This is a genomic window from Rhizobium sp. NLR8a (assembly GCF_019685235.1).
In the GTDB taxonomy this organism is placed as follows: domain Bacteria; phylum Pseudomonadota; class Alphaproteobacteria; order Rhizobiales; family Rhizobiaceae; genus Rhizobium.
Genome location: NZ_JABDWI010000012.1, coordinates 142,076 through 157,169 on the forward strand (window position 1 = coordinate 142,076; position 15,094 = coordinate 157,169).

Sequence of the window (15,094 nt, forward strand, 5' to 3'; positions counted from 1 at the left end):
GGTCTCCTCAGCCGCGCTGGGAAAGCAAGGGTATCGCAATCTCGAATTCAGCGCCGGCGCCGGTCGTCTGCCGAAGGTGAATCGTGCCGCCGTGGGAGCTGAGCATGGCATGGACGATGCCGAGCCCCATGCCGGTGCCGCCCTCTTCGCGGCGGGTCGAGAAGAACGGCTGAAAGATGCGGTCGCGGTTTGCCTCGGAAATACCGCCGCCGTCGTCACGGACGAGAATGAGGGCCGTTCGCGCGTCGGCCGACACTGTGAATTCAAGCAGCGCGGCGCCGTGCTGAAGGGCGTTGGCGGCAAGGTTGGCGAAGACGATGATGGCCGCCTCGTCGGGAAGCGCAATCAATGCTTCCGTATCGCCTGTCCCTGAGATATCAAGAGCGGGAAATCGCTGGCGCAGTAGGGCCATGACGCTTGCAATGCTGCTTCCGCCCCCGGTCATCGGCATTTCCGCCTGCGCAAGTTCCCTCAGCCGCTGCAGCAATGCGTCGAGACGGACAGCGTCGGCGGCGATGTTGTCCAGAAAGTGCAGGCGTTGCGCCTTCGTCATTGCCCTGTCGGCATCATCATCGCGCAGAAGCTCCGCCGCGCCCCGAATGGCCGTCAGCGGCGATTTCAATTCGTGGGACACATGTGCGGCAAAGGAGCGGACATATTCGGTGCGGTCGACCAGTTTTCCCGCGAGATCGAGGAAACTCTGCGACAACACGGCGATCTCCCGCGTTCCATAGCTTTCAAGCGGACGGATTGCTGCCTTGCCGCCGCGGGCGATCTCATCCGTCCGGGCGATCAGGGCGTCGATGGGACCGGTGATGGTGCGCGTCAGCACATAGGCGACGGCGAGCGTCAGCACGAGGACGACGACGAGGGCGATGATCTCCACCGGCTCCATCCGGTTCGCGCTCGCCTCGGTGGCGCGAAACCAGATGACGATCAGGACAGGCAGCGCCATCACCGTGAGAAGCACCGCGTAGACGATCAGCGCCAGCGGCGGCCGCCATTTCACCCTGACCTTCGGCGCCGGCATCACGCCTTCCTCCCGATTTCACCGCCGAGCTTGAAGCCGATGCCGTGAACCGTTGCGATGACCCCGGAGCCGCCGGCGGCAGCGAACTTGGCCCTGATATTGCGGATATGGCTGTCGATCGTGCGATCGGCGACATAGGTGCCGGCGCCGTAGGCCGCCTCCATCAATTGCTCGCGGCTGAAGACCATACCGGGCCGTGACAGCAATGCGTCCAGGATGGCGAATTCGAGCGCCGTCATCGCAATAGCGCACTTGCCGAACATAACGGTCCTGCCGGCGCGATCCAGGCTGAGCTCGCCGGCGACGAGCGTGGCGTGGCGCCTGTCAGGCCCCGCTTCACTGCCACTGCGCTTCAGGATCGCCTTCACCCGCGCCACGAGTTCACGCGGGCTGAAAGGCTTCGTCACATAGTCGTCCCCGCCGATTTCGAGCCCCAATATCCTGTCAATCTCCTCGTCGCGCGCCGACAGAAACAGGATCGGCAATCCTGACGTCGTGCGGATCTGACGGCAGACTTCCAGACCGTCCATACCGGGCATACCGATGTCGAGAATGATCAGATCGATGTTGCCGCGGCGGAAAGCCGCCATCGCCTCGGTGCCGTTGCGGACCGCCATCGATGCCAAGTCGGCACGATCGAGAGCAAAGCAAATCACATCGCGGATATGAGGCTCGTCATCGACGACGAGAATGCGGGGCGCCATCACCGGTCCTGTACTGGTTGTCGTGCCTGTTGTTATCGTTCTCGTCCTATCTTGCAATGGCTGCAGGGGCCAGAAGATAGCTCTCCAGCCGCGCCGCCCGGAAGGTCCAGTTCCGCCAGTCACTCCGGCGCATTCCGAAATTCCTGGCGAGGTAGTACCGAACTGTCACCGCTTCGCTCCTCCGGTCGATCAGGTGTTCCGGCAGCATGCTGAGATAAAGATCGAGCGCCGGAATGACGGAGGGGCCAAGCGAGGAGAGATAGGCAAGGTCGAGCGGCGCGCCTTCCTGGCTGATCTCCTGGCTATGCTTGACGTTGAAGCGGGCGATGAACGCCGGGAAATCAATGAAGGCGCTGATGTAGAGGACCGTCACGAGAGAGGCGAGGTTGGCGGCGATCAGCCACTGGTTGGATCGATTGAGCAGAATGCGCAGCAGGATCAGCACAAGGCCGATGGCGACGAGCCCCATCCAGAGACCGGCGGCGACACGCAGTTCGGTCAGCGAATAGGCCTCGACGTAAAGCCCGAGCCGCAGCATCGACGACAGGCAGAGAAGGACGTTCTGGGCGATCCAGGCGTGGACGAGGCCACGGATGAGCGGACTATAATCGCCGGGGCCGCCGCGCCGCATGGCAACGAGGACGAAGCCGGCGGCCAGAAGCGCGGTCGCAATCAGGGGATAGGCGCCGCGATGTGCATATTCAGCATGACTCATGTGATCCGGCAGATCCGCGCCGCCCCAGAGATAGACGAGATCAAGGAGTGTCTGCACGGCAAAGACGGCATTGAACAGGGCGAGCGACCGCAGCAGCGAGGCGTGGCCGAGCGGCGCATTTTTGGAGGGCACGATCATGAACGCCCTGCCGGCCTGCGACCGCGCATCACGCCGCTTCAAACGCGGCCGCAGCATCGCCCAAACCACGATGGCGGTCATCAACCAGAAGCCGATCCGCCAAGGGTCGAGGAACTGCAGCAGAATGCCGAAATCGATGCTCCGCAACGCGATCTCGATAAGCGGGTTCGCAGCCGCAAAGAGAGACACGAAGACCGCGGCGAGAACGAGAGGCATGATCCAGAGGGCAATGCTCTGCTGAACGCCGGTTAGGGATAGATGTTTACCCGGTGTCGCAAGATATTTCCTGATATCCCCGACAAGTCGCAAGGGAATGACAAGTGCGAAACGGCAAAATACCAGAGGCAGCGCGGTTGGCCGGCGAGGCATGAGCTTGGCGCTGATGAGAGCAACCAACATCAGCGCGCCGAGGCAAAAGGCAAGGCCCGTGAGTGAGGTCGCTTCCAGCAGGGGAGCCGCAGCCAGGACCAGAAAGCTCACGAGAAGAGCCGCCGTCGAAGGCGATGGCGGCTTGCGCGCCGAGAACTGAATGCCGACGCAGACCGCAACAGCAAAGAGGAAAAGATTGATCCCGGGGGTGTGGCCAAAAATCAGAAAGTCGGCAAGCGCCACCAGCGCAAGCAGAGCGGCGACCCGGCCGCTGCCGCGCCTGATGCGCATCGGTGGTGTCAGGATCTCGGCTGCGTCCATTGGTGCTCCTCTCGCAAATGCCGTTTTTCGATCACGACGAGCCTATTTCCCGACCTTGCCTCGATAGGAACCTCGATCAGCCACCACCCGTCCTCGCGGAGGCGATCCGGCAAGGTGGGCGATGTGAGGCGCGGCGGGATATCATTTTTGCTCATGGCGGGAAGATGCCGCGCCGGATTGCAGATTTTGTGCAGAGAGTGAGGAGCAATTCAGGAGATTGTCCGATCCGGGAGGTCATGGAGGGGCGCTCCAGCTCAGCGGGCGTGACGGCGGATGGGAATTCACCAATCCCTCGGAAGCACGACAACGAAGGCCACCCGATCAGGTGGTGCTTCTGCCGGTTCCCGGGATGGCAAGTCGAGATCGATTAAGGAAGCGGGGAATATCGCCGGTCGGCGAGCGAGGACCTCATCGGTATCGAGGCGCACGCCTGGCATTATGGAGCAACTCGCAGGCTGTCGCGAATGGTCCGAAGAGTTTGAGCAACAACGCTTGCTCCTCGACATCTATCCGATGGCGAGCGCAGAACTCGGTTACGGACCAGACTTTCGTCAGATCGTCCGTTTCGATCTGCTTGGGTTCGATGTGTTCGGTCAAGGGCGTGTCCTCCGAACCTCGAGACTACGCCTGCCGATCTTTTATAAGAACTAGCTAAAAAGGGTTATGTCTGCCAATCATTGAGGAACGGCGCATATAAAAAAGCCCGCCGATTGCGCGGCGGGCATCTTGTCTCACTGATCTACTGCTGCGGATCAAACACCAACGCCGTCGGGATGAGCGTCCGTGCCGAGGATGTTGAGCGTCACCAGGGCAGTGTCCGTGTGGCCTTCCCCGTCGGAGATCTTGTAATAGCGGAGAACTTCCGTGTAGGTCTGCCCATCGTTCAGATCGCTCGTCAGATCATAGGTGAACGAGCCGTCGGCCTTGACGTGGAACATGCCGTAGGTGCCCTGAACGTCAGTTACGGCATCTGCCTTGGAGTCCACCTTCGTGCTCAGGAACTGACGGAGAAACAGCTTGCCGTTGTCGCCGGCAATGTCGTTGTCGAGAACGTTGCCGCCGATGACGCTGCCTTCGGTGAAGCTGTAGGTATCGTCAACAGCGATCGGCTTTACCTGGGTAACGCCCTGTATGTTCAGGGAGAACACGCCAACATCTGTATGACCGCTGCCGTCGGAAATCTTGTAGGTGACCCGCTCGGTCAGCGTTTCACCGTTGGTGAAGCCGATCTTGGCGGCATCGCTCAGAACATAGGTATAGCTGCCATCCGGCTTGACGAAGAACGTGCCGTACTCACCGTGAATTTCGGTGATCTGGCTCAAGCCGCTCTTGGCGCCAACGCTGGCGCCGTCGAAGGCGCGCAGGAACAAGTGTCCGTTGTCGGACGAATCGTTGGAAAGCAGATTTCCGGAAATTACGTCAGTTTCTTGAAATGTTGCACTATCATCAGTTGCGTGAATCGGCGAAGCCATTAGTTTCTCCTAAAATTGTATATTAACGGGCCAATTTGACCTCTTGAGAGCGGCTTCTTTAACAACTTATTAATACTTCAAGTCAACGGGTTATTTAACGAAAGGTTAAAATTCACCTATAACGTGTGTCGTCGCTTCATAAAACGACCATTACGTACGCCGCTTCAATCAAATTTGAAGCAATTTAGAACAATTTACACGCGGTAAACTTGAAGGAACTTCTGGGGCGACTAGGTTACGACGGCGTTTTTCTGGTGCTGCTTTATGGTGCCCGCACACCATTGCAATCCCCATCGCCGCCACCTATTTTTAGAGCCGAACCCGATCCCATCGGTCACTCAAGCAGTGCCGACTCGTCAAAGAACGTAAAGGATCGGCGGTGGGCGTCATCGCGCGCGCTATGGGCAATCCCAGCAACAAATGATAAATCCGGCCGCGGCCGGCAGGGGATTTCTTTTTGAGCGACGAAACACAGCGACTGCGATTGCGGCCGTAGGCCAGGCATTTCAGCCTCTTTAGCCGCAGCGAATGTAGACGCCGATCGCCGCGCAGTTCGGCTGAAAGACGATCGACACTCATCCAACAAGGAGAATCCGACATGCAGGTACTCGTCAGAGACAACAATGTCGATCAGGCCCTCAGGGCCTTGAAGAAGAAAATGCAGCGCGAAGGGCTGTTTCCCGAAATGAAGGAACGGCGCGCCTATGAGAAACCGTCGGAACGCCGCCTCCGGGAAAAAGCGCAAGCGATCAGCCGGCAGCGAAAGGCTGCACGCAAGAAGATGCAGCGCGAAGGGCTGTTGGTCGGGCGCAAGCGGACGGCCGCGCGTTAGAATCCTGCCCCCGGCCTCAGCGGTTACATTTGCCGAAAGGATAGACAATGGACGAATTGAATAGCCTCACCATTTCGGAGGAACGCCTCGAGGATTGTCGCGATGTCGTGGAGCCGGATTTACAGGAGTTGATCCAGCACGCACTGACATCGGGCTTTTCACGGGAGGAAATCCTCATAGCGGTCAGCGAATTGGTCGCAGAAGATTTCGCGATGGTCATGGAAACCCCGAGCGTGCATTGAGGAGCGAGCGGTGACCATGATGGCGCAGAAGGATCTCTTTGGTGTGGCCGACGACGGTTTTCCCGAGGGTTTCCGATATATCCGGGATATTGTGCCCGTCGATCTGCAGCGCTCAGCTCTCGAAGCGATACCGGCCCTGCCGTTCAAAGCCTTCGACTTCCACGGGTTCGAAGGCAAGCGCAGGACGGTCTCCTTCGGCTGGAAATACGACTTCGACAGTCAGCGCATGAGAAAAGCAGGGGAAATACCCTCATGGCTGCTCCCCATTCGCGAGATCGCCGCATGCTTCGCGAATATCGCGCCGGAGGCGCTGGAACATGCTCTCGTGACGGAATACGCACCTGGCGCGCCGATCGGCTGGCATAAGGATAAAGCCGTGTTCGGCCGCGTCGTCGGCATCTCCCTGCTTTCGTCCTGCACCTTCAGGCTGAGGCGCCGGAACGGCGACAAGTGGCAGCGACGATCGCTCGTGCTTGAACCCGGCTCCGCCTATCTCATGGCCGGCGCCTCAAGAACGCTCTGGGAGCATTCCATCCCGCCTGTCGACCGACTGCGTTACTCGATCACCTTCCGGGAGTTGGCCGCATAAACAGCGGGAACATTGGCTCAAGCCAATGGTTAATCCGTCTTTCCCACAATGGAGATGACGATGGCCGAGCAGGATGACGCGACACGGGTGTGGGAGTTGATCGACAGAATAGGGTTCTGCATGTTGACCACCCGCAACGGCGACGATCTGCGCGCCCGACCAATGTCTGTCTATAGCGCGCAACTCGAAAATGCAGTCTATTTTCTGACTGATCTAGCCAGTCACAAGGACGACGAGGTCGCCCGCTGGCCGAATGTCTGCCTGGCCTTTGCTGACACCAAGGCACAGAAATATGTTTCCGTATCGGGGACGGCCGAGGTGCAGAACGACCGCGAAAAGATCCGTGAATTATGGGTAACGCCGGCAAAAGCATGGTGGGACAATCCCGACGATCCCTCCATCCGCATCCTCAAGGTTACCCCGTCTTCGGCTGAATATTGGGACAGCCCCGGCACCATCATCAGCTATATTAAAATGGCGGCCGCAGCGGTCACCAACAGCAAACCGGATATGGGCGACAATGCCGAGGTCACGCTCTGACACATAGGCGCGAAGGCCGAAGGCATGCCGCTCGCCGAAGGACATCAAGCCCGGCCGGCCGATGCCTTGACGAAGTCGATGAATGCCCTGAGCGGCGCAGGCACCAGACGCCGGCCGGGATAATAGAGAAACGGTCCTGAAAAGCGCTGCCACCACGGCTCGAGGATGGGCTCGAGGACGCCGCTGTCGAAATGCGGGCGCAGCCAGTCTTCGAAAATGCAGATGATTCCTGTGCCCGCGATCGCCGCGTCGATGGAAAGATCGGTCGCCCCACCGACCCTGACGATCAATGGGCCGGTCGGTTCGACCCGCACGACTTCACCGTCCCGCTCATATTCCCATGGGGTCGTCAGCGCACCACTGGCAAAACGGCCCAGCAAGCAGGCATGGCCGAGAAGTTCCCTCGGATGTTGCGGCCGCCCGTGGCGGTCGAGATAAGCAGGCGACGCCGCAGTGGCAAAGCGCTGGTAGCGCGGACCGATCGGAATCGCGATCATATCCTGCTCCAGCCGCTCGTCATAACGGATGCCGGCGTCACACCCGGCAGCGAGCACGTCGACAAAGCTCTCCTCGGCGACGATCTCCAGGCGAATGTCGGGGTAGGCGGCTAGGAATGGCGGGACGATGGCGGGCAGCACCAGCCGTGCAGCGCTGACCGGCACATTGAGGCGCAGCGAACCAGCCGGCCTGTCGCGAAAACGGTTGACCACGTCGAGCGCGGCCTCCACCTCCGTCAATGCAGGGCCGAGCCGCTCCAGCAGACCCTTGCCGGCATCGGTCGCAACGACGCTACGGGTCGTGCGATTGAAGAGCCTGACGTCAAGATCGGCCTCCAGGCGACGCACCGCTTCGCTCAAGAAGGAGGCGCTGCTGCCACTGGCGCGCGCTGCCTCGCGAAAACCACCCGCCCGCGCCACTGCGACGAAGGCGTTGAGGTCACTCAGGTCTGCTTTCACTGTTCGCCACTCCGCACAGCCTGTGCGCATTGTACTCGGTTATCATACGCACCGCCAAGGAGTAAGTTTGGCCTCATCTCTTGAAAGGAGCGAGATCATGTCCATCATAAATCAGTCCGACACATTCACTATCGGCGACCGCACGGTGAGGCGACTTGGCTATGGCGCCATGCAGCTTGCAGGGCCTGGCGTGTTCGGTCCGCCCAGGGATCATGACACCGCCCTGGCAGTGCTGCGCGAGGCGGTCGCAAGTGGTGTGAACCATATCGACACCAGCGATTTCTACGGCCCGCACGTCACCAATCAGATCATCCGTGAAGCGCTCCATCCCTACGGCGACGATCTCGTCATCGTCACCAAGGTCGGCGCGCGGCGCGGCACGGACGGATCCTGGATTCCGGCCTTCTCGCGCCAGGAACTGACGCAGGCGGTTCACGACAATCTTCGCAACCTCGGCCTTGATGCGCTTGATGTCGTCAATCTCCGGATCGCATTTGACCTGCATCGCCCGGCCGAAGGCTCGATAGAAGCACCCCTTGCGGTTCTGGCCGATCTCCAGCGGCAGGGTCTGATCCGTCATGTGGGCTTAAGCAACGCCACATCAAAACAGGTCGCCGAAGGCCGCGGGATCGCCGAGATCGTCTGTGTGCAAAACCAGTACAATCTGGCGCATCGGAACGACGACCGGCTGATCGACGATCTCGCCCGTCAAGGCACCGCCTATGTACCCTTCTTCCCGCTCGGCGGATTTACGCCGCTGCAATCGTCCACGCTCTCCAATGTCGCCGCACGCCTCGGCGCCACGCCGATGCAGGTGGCGCTCGCCTGGCTGTTGCGCCGCGCACCCAATATCCTGCTGATCCCGGGCACGTCGTCGCTCGGCCATCTCAGGGAAAATCTCGCTGCTGCCGGATTGGTGCTACCGGATGATGCCGTTGAGGAACTGAATCATATGGCTGACATCGCGGCCTGACAGCTGCCGGCGGCGCAATCGTTGCGCCGTGTTCTCGCGCGGCGTAGCGAGCTTGCCGGACCTGCCGGCGCAATCTGTCGGTCGGCAGCACCTTGTTGGCTGCGCCAACCGGCCGGTAAACGAGAGCATCAGGATGGCTTCCGTGTCAGAAGCTCATAAGCCACCAAGGCCCCTGACATCGCCAGAAAAACGACGATTGCCAAAGGATAATTGGCACTGGCGTTCGGATCGGCAAGCTTGGGAAGGCCGATAACAGTGCCGGCGGCCAGAATCGCCGAGAGCACAACCTCCTGAACGATTAATCTCCAAAAGCCCGTCATGATCAACCTCCTGTCATCTCCGTATTATCGGCCGAAGGACGCTCAGTCTTTATACTTCACGATGCAGCCGTTGGGAAACACACGTTGACCGCACGGTGGCAGTGACCATGCGGTCTCGGCTTCAACGCTTCGGCAGCCGACTTGTTGCAGCTATGCTTTCAATAGCGCTCCGGTACGAGCATTTCAGGCGGAACCGGCGCCCTGATGTAGTCGGCATGACGGATACGGCCCGGCAGCTGGATCTCAGGCTTCGGCACATCCTCATAGGGAATCTGCTCGAGAAGATGGGCGATGCAGTTCAGCCGCGCCCGTTTCTTGTCGACGGCCTGCACCACCCACCAGGGCGCTTCCCTGGTGTGTGTGCGCGCCAGCATTTCTTCCTTGGCCTTGGTATATTCCTCCCAGTGGATGCGGCTTTCCATGTCCATGGGCGAAAGCTTCCACTGCTTCAGCGGATCGTGGATGCGCATCTTGAAGCGGAATTCCTGTTCCTCGTCGGTGATCGAGAACCAGTATTTGATCAGCACGATGCCGGAACGGACGAGCATCCGTTCGAATTCGGGCACCGAGCGGAAGAACTCCTCGAGTTCGTCAGGGGTGCAGAACCCCATCACGCGCTCGACGCCGGCGCGGTTGTACCAGCTGCGGTCGAAGAGCACGATCTCGCCGGCGGTGGGAAGATGCGGGACATAACGCTGGAAATACCATTGATGGCGCTCCCGTTCGGTCGGCGCAGGCAGTGCCACGGTGCGGCAGACGCGCGGGTTGAGCCTTTGGGTCACGCGCTTGATCGCGCCGCCCTTGCCGGCCGAATCCCGGCCTTCGAAAAGCACCACCACTTTCAATTGCTTGTACTGGACCCAATCCTGCAGCCGCACCAGCTCATGCTGCAGCCGGAACAGCTCGCGGAAATAGATCTTTCGATCGAGCGTCTGCTCCGCGGGTTCCGTCATTCCTTCGACGACCAGATCGTCCAGCCGGTCTTCCTCCATCTGCATTTCCAGCTCCTCATCGAAGCTGTCGGCGATTTCGGCCTTTATCCGGCTGAGCTGGTCCTGATGTGTTTTAGACATGGGCTTTCCCTTCCTGCTCAGTTGACAGGAGCATGTCACTGCAAAGTTAGTGTGACGGTTGGATAACCCAAAGCTCGTTCACTTGTTCGCCTCTTTCGCCACTCCACATGCCGGCGAACTTCTTCGACGCCGCTCACGACGAGATGGAGGCGGGACTAGAGCAGCCCCGTTCGGTAGTGGTCGACAAGGTTGCGGCAGGCGCGGATCGTCAGCGCCATGACGGTGAGCGTCGTGCCCGCGATACCGCTGCCCGGGAAGGCGCTGGCGTCGGTAACGATGACGTTCGGGGCATCCCAGAGCTGGTTGTAGGGATTGAGCACCGAGGCTTCCGGGCTTTCGCCCATGCGCGCGCCGCCAGTTTCATGGATTGCCGCGCCCATGCACATGGTCTTGCGGAACCATTTGCGAAACATGAAGCGGCTGAAGGCATCGGCGTCGGGAAAGGCGCCCCTGCCCATCTCCTTGAGGCCGCTGGGAGAGCCGATGAATTCCAGGTCGCCGCCGACCTCCCGGATCATGGCGATCAACGCCTCCTGCTGCCGGCGAAGCAGCCGCTGCTCCTCCTCCTGCATGACGCAGCGAATGTGCGGCACCGGAATGTTCCAGGCATCCTTTCGCTTGCCATCGAGGGTGATGCGATTGTCGGCATAGGGCAGCATGCGGCCGAAGCCGAAGAAGGCGAGACGCGCATCGGTCTCCTCTGAAACCGGCGCCCTGCCGACGCTGCCCTGATAGTCGAAATCGCCGCGGGCGGCGTCACCCTCGCCGAAGCGCGGGATGAAGATCCCACCCGACGGATTGTAGAAAGGATCGACAGGAGCGGAATCGTCAACGGCCCAACCCTTCGCCTTGGAAAAAGAGCCGAAGGCGAGGCATGGAAGCTGGTCCATGAAATAACGCCCGAGCCCGCCCGAGCTGTTTCCGAGTCCATCAGGATGTCTTGCCGATGCCGAGTTCAGCAGCAGCCGCACGCTCTCGATCGGCGAGGCGGAGAGCACGACCGTCGCGGCACGCGCCGTCGAAACCTTGCCCGTATTGCGATCGATGAATTCCGCACCGGTGGCGCGGCCGGTCTTTTCGTGGGTGGTGATGCGACGCACGATGGCGTCATAGCGGACTGTGAGCCGCCCGCTCGCCTTTGCCTCCCGCAGCGGTCGCGGCATGCGTTCGGCGTCCGGCGCGATATAGCGCCAGGAGACGACGCGCCGTTCCGGCCAGCGGCTTTCCACTGCCTGCTTGAAGATCTGTTCTGCGGGCGTCAGGCTTGCCGGTTTCGCATAGAGGCCGTCCGGCAAGGTCGGCACATCGTCCCTGTTGCCGTACAGCCCGAGATAGGCCTCCACTTCGTCGTAGAAGGGCGCAAGCTCGTCATAGGAGACCGGCCAGTCCACGCCCTTTCCGCTGCGCGAGCGGATCTTGAAATCATCGTCGGTCCAGCGCAGCAGCACGCGGCCGAAACTGTGCAGACGCCCGCCGCCCTGGCGGCCGCGGATCCAGAGAAAGGGCTCACCCTTCGGCGTCGTATAGGGGTTCTTGCGATCGTTGACGAAGAAGTGGCTGAAGCGTTCAGTAAAGAAGGCCGACCGCGCCTGGATCGGCTGCCCCTTCAGTGTGGCGCGTGCGCGCTCCCAGATATTGATGCTGCTTGCCGGCGCCTTCTTGCGCGCCGGATCGAAATCTCTGGGGCCGACGGCCGGCCCAGCCTCGAGCAGCAGCACCGACAGTCCATGGGCCGTCAGCTCTTTGACGGCAAAGGAACCCGCAGCGCCGGAGCCGATCACCAGCGCATCATAAACGATCTCAGACATGTCTCTTTCAAATCCTGTCCTGGGGCAATTCCTCAAAGCAGCGTGAGACGCGTCCGGAATTGCGGGAAAGCGCAGGGATGGCGCGTCATAGCCGCGATCCATCGGCGGCGAAGAGCGACGCCTTGGCGATATCCAGGCCCGGAGCCACGGCATCGCCCGGCTTGACGTCGACGTCGCCCATAAGACGAAGCGAGAGGCTCTGCTCCGTCCAGTCGAACCAGACGACGGTATCCGATCCCATCGGCTCGACGACGGAAACGTGGCCAGGAATGGTGGGCAGCCCGCTTACCACCCCGTCGAGCACAAGATGCTCAGGGCGAATTCCTAATGTAACAGGCCCTTCCGCCACCGCGGCCCGGAAAGCATATCCCGAGAGATCGACGGCCAGCCCGTTGCTCCGGAAGAGCAGAGTGTCGCCGTCGCGTTCGATCCGGCCCTCGATGAAATTCATGGCCGGAGCACCGATGAAGCCGGCGACGAAGAGGTTGGCCGGGCGGCGGTAGATCTCCGCCGGCGAGGCGAGCTGCTGGATGACGCCATCGCGCATGATGGCGATGCGATCGGCGAGCGTCAGCGCTTCGACCTGATCATGAGTCACATAGATCATGGTATTGCCGAGGCTCTGATGCAGCTTTTTGATCTCGACGCGCAATTCGTTGCGGAGCTTGGCGTCGAGATTCGACAGCGGTTCGTCGAAGAGGAACACGTCCACTTCCCGCACCAGGGCCCGGCCGATGGCGACGCGCTGGCGCTGACCGCCGGATAGTTCGGCGGGGCGTCGATCGAGCAGCATATCGAGGTGGAGGAGGGCGGCGGTGCGGGCGACGCGCGCTTCGATCTCGGCCTTCGGCAGACCAGCGACGCGAAGCCCGAAGGAGAGGTTTTTGCGCACCGACATGCGGGGATAGAGCGCGTAGGACTGGAAGACCATGCCGATGCCGCGATCCTTCGGCTCCTCCCAGCTGACGTTCCTGCCTGAGATCCACACCTCGCCCGCCGTAATGTCCTCCAGGCCGGCAATGGCGTTCAAAAGCGTCGACTTGCCGCAGCCGGAAGGGCCGAGCAGCACCAGGAACTCGCGGGGCGCGACGTCGATCGACATCTTCTCGATCACCGTGTGGTGGCCATAGGCGATCTTCAGGTCCTTGACGGAGACGGCGGATTGCATGGAAGCGTTACCCCTTGACTGCGCCGGCGGCGATGCCGCGCACGAACCAGCGGCCGGACAGAAAATAGATGGCGAGAGGGACGATGGCGGTGAGAATCGTCGCCGCCATGTTCACATTGTAGGTGCGCTCGCCCATCGTGGTATTGACGATATTGTTGAGCTGCACGGTCATCGGCAGGTTGTCGCGGCCGGCGAAGACGAGACCGAGCAGGAAGTCGTTCCAGATGCCGGTGAACTGCAGCATGGAGACGACGACGACCATCGGCACGGCGATCGGCAGCATGATTTCGAAGAAGATGCGCCAGAAACCGGCGCCGTCGACGCGCGCGGCCTTGCAGAGCTCCTCCGGCACGCTGACGAAATAGTTGCGGAAGAGCAGCGTCACCAGCGGCAGACCGAAGATGACGTGGACGAGAATGATGCCGGCGAGTGAATTGTAGAGGCCGATATTCGCCATGCCCCGGACCATCGGATAGAGGAAGATCTGATAGGGGATGAGACCACCGGCCATTAACAGGCCAAAGAGCGCATTCGCCCCGCGCGGCCGCCAGAGCGACAACGCATAGCCGTTGACGGCGCCGATGAAGACCGAGATCGCGACGGCGGGAACGGTGATCGCCACCGAATTCCAGAAGCCGCTGCGAATGCCGACGCAGACAGTTCCCATGCAGGCGCCCGACCAGGCTGTCACCCAGGCGGAGAAATCGAGCGTGGCGGGCAGGGCAAATATCTGCCCGAGTCGGATTTCGTCCATCGACTTCAGCGAAGTGACGACCATCGTATAGAGCGGCAGCAGGAAGAAAAGGGCGGCGCCGACCAAGAAGGTATAAAGGCCGATGCGTCCCGCGGTGATCCGTGCCGGCTTCGGCCCATTCGGGTGAGGCTGGTTCATCACGCCCCACCCTTTGCCTGGTTGCGCATGTGCATCGCGTAGCGGAACGGCGCGACGGCGATGATGACGCCAAGGACCAGCACCGTCGCGCCTGCTGTGGCAAGGCCGAGATTCTGGCGCCCGAACAGATTATCCATGATGAATTTCGCCGGCACTTCGGTGGCATTGCCGGGGCCGCCGTTGGTCATGGCGACGACGATGTCGTAGGTCTTGATCACACCCATGGCGAGCAGCATGCCGGCAGCGGCAAGCGCCGGTCCGAGCTGGGGCAGGATGATTGAGACATAGATGCGCCAGACGGGAATGCCGTCAATGCGCGCCGCTTTCCATTGCTCGGCCTCGATGCCGCGTATGCCGGCGAGCGCAATCACCATGACGAGCCCGGCGCCCTGCCATACGCCGGCAAGCACCAGCGCATAGATCGCCATGTCCCGATTGACCACCCAGTCGAGGACGAAGCCTTCCCAGCCGAGCGAACGCATGCTCGCCTGAATGCCGAGCGTCGGATTGAGCATCCATTGCCAGATCAGCCCGGTCACCACGAAGGACATGGCGTAGGGATAGAGAAAGATCGTCCTGAAGGCGCTTTCCAAGCGGATCTTGCGATCGAGGGCGGCGGCCAGCAGGAAGCCGAGCACCAGACAGCCCGACACATAGAGTACGCCGAAGATCAAGACGTTTTGCAGCGAGGCGAGCCATTTGGCCGAGGCGAAGAGCTTGGAATATTGCGCGAAGCCGACATAGGTCGAAGATGGAAAGAGCGTGGAATTGGTAAAGGACAGCCGGATCGACCAGGCCATCGTGCCGATGAAGACCACGACCGCGGCGAACCATGTCGGCAAGAGGGCGATGGTCGCGGAAAGATTGCGCTTGCGTTTGACGGGCATCGGCCAGCTCATTGACGGTGGAAAGCGGAACACGCGCCGCCCCGCGAGCGCGGCGGCCGGCCAGT

The 15,094-nt window shown here is 61.0% G+C and carries 17 protein-coding genes; 5 read left to right on the forward strand and 12 right to left on the reverse strand.

What is annotated here, in order from left to right:
* Positions 1-7 precede the first annotated feature (7 nt).
* The 5 genes from HJC04_RS23110 to HJC04_RS23130 form a co-directional block, all read right to left on the reverse strand.
* Entirely contained in the window at positions 8-1,030 is a 1,023-nt protein-coding gene (locus HJC04_RS23110) for a sensor histidine kinase KdpD (RefSeq protein ID WP_210633500.1), read from the reverse strand.
* Positions 1,030-1,734 carry a response regulator gene (locus tag HJC04_RS23115; RefSeq protein WP_221147236.1) on the reverse strand — a complete coding sequence of 235 codons (705 nt, stop codon included), beginning with the start codon at positions 1,732-1,734 and terminating at the stop codon, positions 1,030-1,032. Before HJC04_RS23115 ends, HJC04_RS23110 begins: the two co-directional genes overlap by 1 nt.
* 46 nt (positions 1,735-1,780) lie before the next feature.
* Positions 1,781-3,277, reverse strand: coding sequence for a DUF4173 domain-containing protein (locus tag HJC04_RS23120; protein ID WP_221147237.1), 1,497 nt, complete (start codon positions 3,275-3,277; stop codon positions 1,781-1,783).
* A 408-nt stretch (positions 3,278-3,685) separates the two neighbouring features.
* Positions 3,686-3,874, reverse strand: a complete 189-nt coding sequence (locus HJC04_RS23125) for a hypothetical protein (protein WP_020922905.1) — start codon at positions 3,872-3,874, stop codon at positions 3,686-3,688.
* A gap of 155 nt (positions 3,875-4,029) precedes the next feature.
* Positions 4,030-4,749 (reverse strand): Ig-like domain-containing protein, encoded by a 720-nt coding sequence (locus HJC04_RS23130; protein WP_221147238.1) that lies wholly within the window; start codon positions 4,747-4,749, stop codon positions 4,030-4,032.
* Between the two features lie 598 nt (positions 4,750-5,347).
* Between HJC04_RS23130 and rpsU the strand changes: the two genes are divergently transcribed.
* The 4 genes from rpsU to HJC04_RS23150 are packed head-to-tail and all read left to right on the forward strand — an operon-like array spanning position 5,348 to position 6,952.
* Positions 5,348-5,581: a 30S ribosomal protein S21 gene (rpsU, locus tag HJC04_RS23135; RefSeq protein ID WP_210633496.1), complete on the forward strand. Its 234-nt coding sequence runs from the start codon at positions 5,348-5,350 to the stop codon at positions 5,579-5,581.
* Between the two features lie 47 nt (positions 5,582-5,628).
* Entirely contained in the window at positions 5,629-5,823 is a 195-nt protein-coding gene (locus HJC04_RS23140; protein ID WP_210633495.1) for a hypothetical protein, read from the forward strand.
* A 19-nt stretch (positions 5,824-5,842) separates the two neighbouring features.
* Complete coding sequence (locus HJC04_RS23145) at positions 5,843-6,412, forward strand: alpha-ketoglutarate-dependent dioxygenase AlkB (protein ID WP_210633545.1); 570 nt, start codon at positions 5,843-5,845, stop codon at positions 6,410-6,412.
* A gap of 60 nt (positions 6,413-6,472) precedes the next feature.
* Complete coding sequence (locus HJC04_RS23150) at positions 6,473-6,952, forward strand: pyridoxamine 5'-phosphate oxidase family protein (RefSeq protein WP_221147239.1); 480 nt, start codon at positions 6,473-6,475, stop codon at positions 6,950-6,952.
* 44 nt (positions 6,953-6,996) lie between these two features.
* On the opposite strand, the gene HJC04_RS23155 is transcribed toward HJC04_RS23150, so the two are convergent.
* Complete coding sequence (locus HJC04_RS23155) at positions 6,997-7,908, reverse strand: LysR family transcriptional regulator (protein ID WP_221147240.1); 912 nt, start codon at positions 7,906-7,908, stop codon at positions 6,997-6,999.
* Positions 7,909-8,005: 97 nt separating this feature from the next.
* Here HJC04_RS23155 and HJC04_RS23160 point away from each other — a divergent pair, with 97 nt between their 5' ends.
* Positions 8,006-8,881 (forward strand): aldo/keto reductase family oxidoreductase, encoded by an 876-nt coding sequence (locus HJC04_RS23160; RefSeq protein ID WP_221147241.1) that lies wholly within the window; start codon positions 8,006-8,008, stop codon positions 8,879-8,881.
* A gap of 128 nt (positions 8,882-9,009) precedes the next feature.
* On the opposite strand, the gene HJC04_RS23165 is transcribed toward HJC04_RS23160, so the two are convergent.
* The 6 genes from HJC04_RS23165 to HJC04_RS23190 form a co-directional block, all read right to left on the reverse strand.
* Entirely contained in the window at positions 9,010-9,201 is a 192-nt protein-coding gene (locus HJC04_RS23165) for a hypothetical protein (RefSeq protein ID WP_210633491.1), read from the reverse strand.
* 158 nt (positions 9,202-9,359) lie between these two features.
* The gene (gene ppk2, locus HJC04_RS23170) at positions 9,360-10,274 is read right to left on the reverse strand and encodes a polyphosphate kinase 2 (protein ID WP_221147242.1); all 915 of its coding nucleotides are present in this window, start codon (positions 10,272-10,274) and stop codon (positions 9,360-9,362) included.
* Between the two features lie 155 nt (positions 10,275-10,429).
* Positions 10,430-12,082, reverse strand: a complete 1,653-nt coding sequence (locus HJC04_RS23175; protein WP_221147243.1) for a GMC oxidoreductase — start codon at positions 12,080-12,082, stop codon at positions 10,430-10,432.
* An 85-nt stretch (positions 12,083-12,167) separates the two neighbouring features.
* On the reverse strand, positions 12,168-13,250 hold the full coding sequence (locus HJC04_RS23180; protein WP_221147244.1) for an ABC transporter ATP-binding protein: 1,083 nt from the start codon (positions 13,248-13,250) through the stop codon (positions 12,168-12,170).
* A gap of 7 nt (positions 13,251-13,257) precedes the next feature.
* Positions 13,258-14,142 (reverse strand): carbohydrate ABC transporter permease, encoded by an 885-nt coding sequence (locus tag HJC04_RS23185; protein WP_221147245.1) that lies wholly within the window; start codon positions 14,140-14,142, stop codon positions 13,258-13,260.
* Positions 14,142-15,029, reverse strand: a complete 888-nt coding sequence (locus HJC04_RS23190) for a carbohydrate ABC transporter permease (protein ID WP_210633486.1) — start codon at positions 15,027-15,029, stop codon at positions 14,142-14,144. The genes HJC04_RS23185 and HJC04_RS23190 overlap by 1 nt, the downstream gene beginning before the upstream one ends.
* Positions 15,030-15,094: the final 65 nt, after the last annotated feature.

What these genes read in the sequence shown, in the direction of transcription:
- HJC04_RS23110 (WP_210633500.1), bottom strand. Translation starts at nt 1,030, where the DNA reads ATGCCGGCGCCGAAGGTCAGGGTGAAATGGCGGCCGCCGCTGGCGCTG.
- HJC04_RS23115 (WP_221147236.1), bottom strand. Translation starts at nt 1,734, where the DNA reads ATGGCGCCCCGCATTCTCGTCGTCGATGACGAGCCTCATATCCGCGAT.
- HJC04_RS23120 (WP_221147237.1), bottom strand. Translation starts at nt 3,277, where the DNA reads ATGGACGCAGCCGAGATCCTGACACCACCGATGCGCATCAGGCGCGGC.
- HJC04_RS23130 (WP_221147238.1), bottom strand. Translation starts at nt 4,749, where the DNA reads ATGGCTTCGCCGATTCACGCAACTGATGATAGTGCAACATTTCAAGAA.
- rpsU (WP_210633496.1), top strand. Translation starts at nt 5,348, where the DNA reads ATGCAGGTACTCGTCAGAGACAACAATGTCGATCAGGCCCTCAGGGCC.
- HJC04_RS23140 (WP_210633495.1), top strand. Translation starts at nt 5,629, where the DNA reads ATGGACGAATTGAATAGCCTCACCATTTCGGAGGAACGCCTCGAGGAT.
- HJC04_RS23145 (WP_210633545.1), top strand. Translation starts at nt 5,843, where the DNA reads ATGGCGCAGAAGGATCTCTTTGGTGTGGCCGACGACGGTTTTCCCGAG.
- HJC04_RS23150 (WP_221147239.1), top strand. Translation starts at nt 6,473, where the DNA reads ATGGCCGAGCAGGATGACGCGACACGGGTGTGGGAGTTGATCGACAGA.
- HJC04_RS23160 (WP_221147241.1), top strand. Translation starts at nt 8,006, where the DNA reads ATGTCCATCATAAATCAGTCCGACACATTCACTATCGGCGACCGCACG.
- HJC04_RS23165 (WP_210633491.1), bottom strand. Translation starts at nt 9,201, where the DNA reads ATGACGGGCTTTTGGAGATTAATCGTTCAGGAGGTTGTGCTCTCGGCG.
- ppk2 (WP_221147242.1), bottom strand. Translation starts at nt 10,274, where the DNA reads ATGTCTAAAACACATCAGGACCAGCTCAGCCGGATAAAGGCCGAAATC.
- HJC04_RS23175 (WP_221147243.1), bottom strand. Translation starts at nt 12,082, where the DNA reads ATGTCTGAGATCGTTTATGATGCGCTGGTGATCGGCTCCGGCGCTGCG.
- HJC04_RS23180 (WP_221147244.1), bottom strand. Translation starts at nt 13,250, where the DNA reads ATGCAATCCGCCGTCTCCGTCAAGGACCTGAAGATCGCCTATGGCCAC.
- HJC04_RS23185 (WP_221147245.1), bottom strand. Translation starts at nt 14,142, where the DNA reads ATGAACCAGCCTCACCCGAATGGGCCGAAGCCGGCACGGATCACCGCG.
- HJC04_RS23190 (WP_210633486.1), bottom strand. Translation starts at nt 15,029, where the DNA reads ATGCCCGTCAAACGCAAGCGCAATCTTTCCGCGACCATCGCCCTCTTG.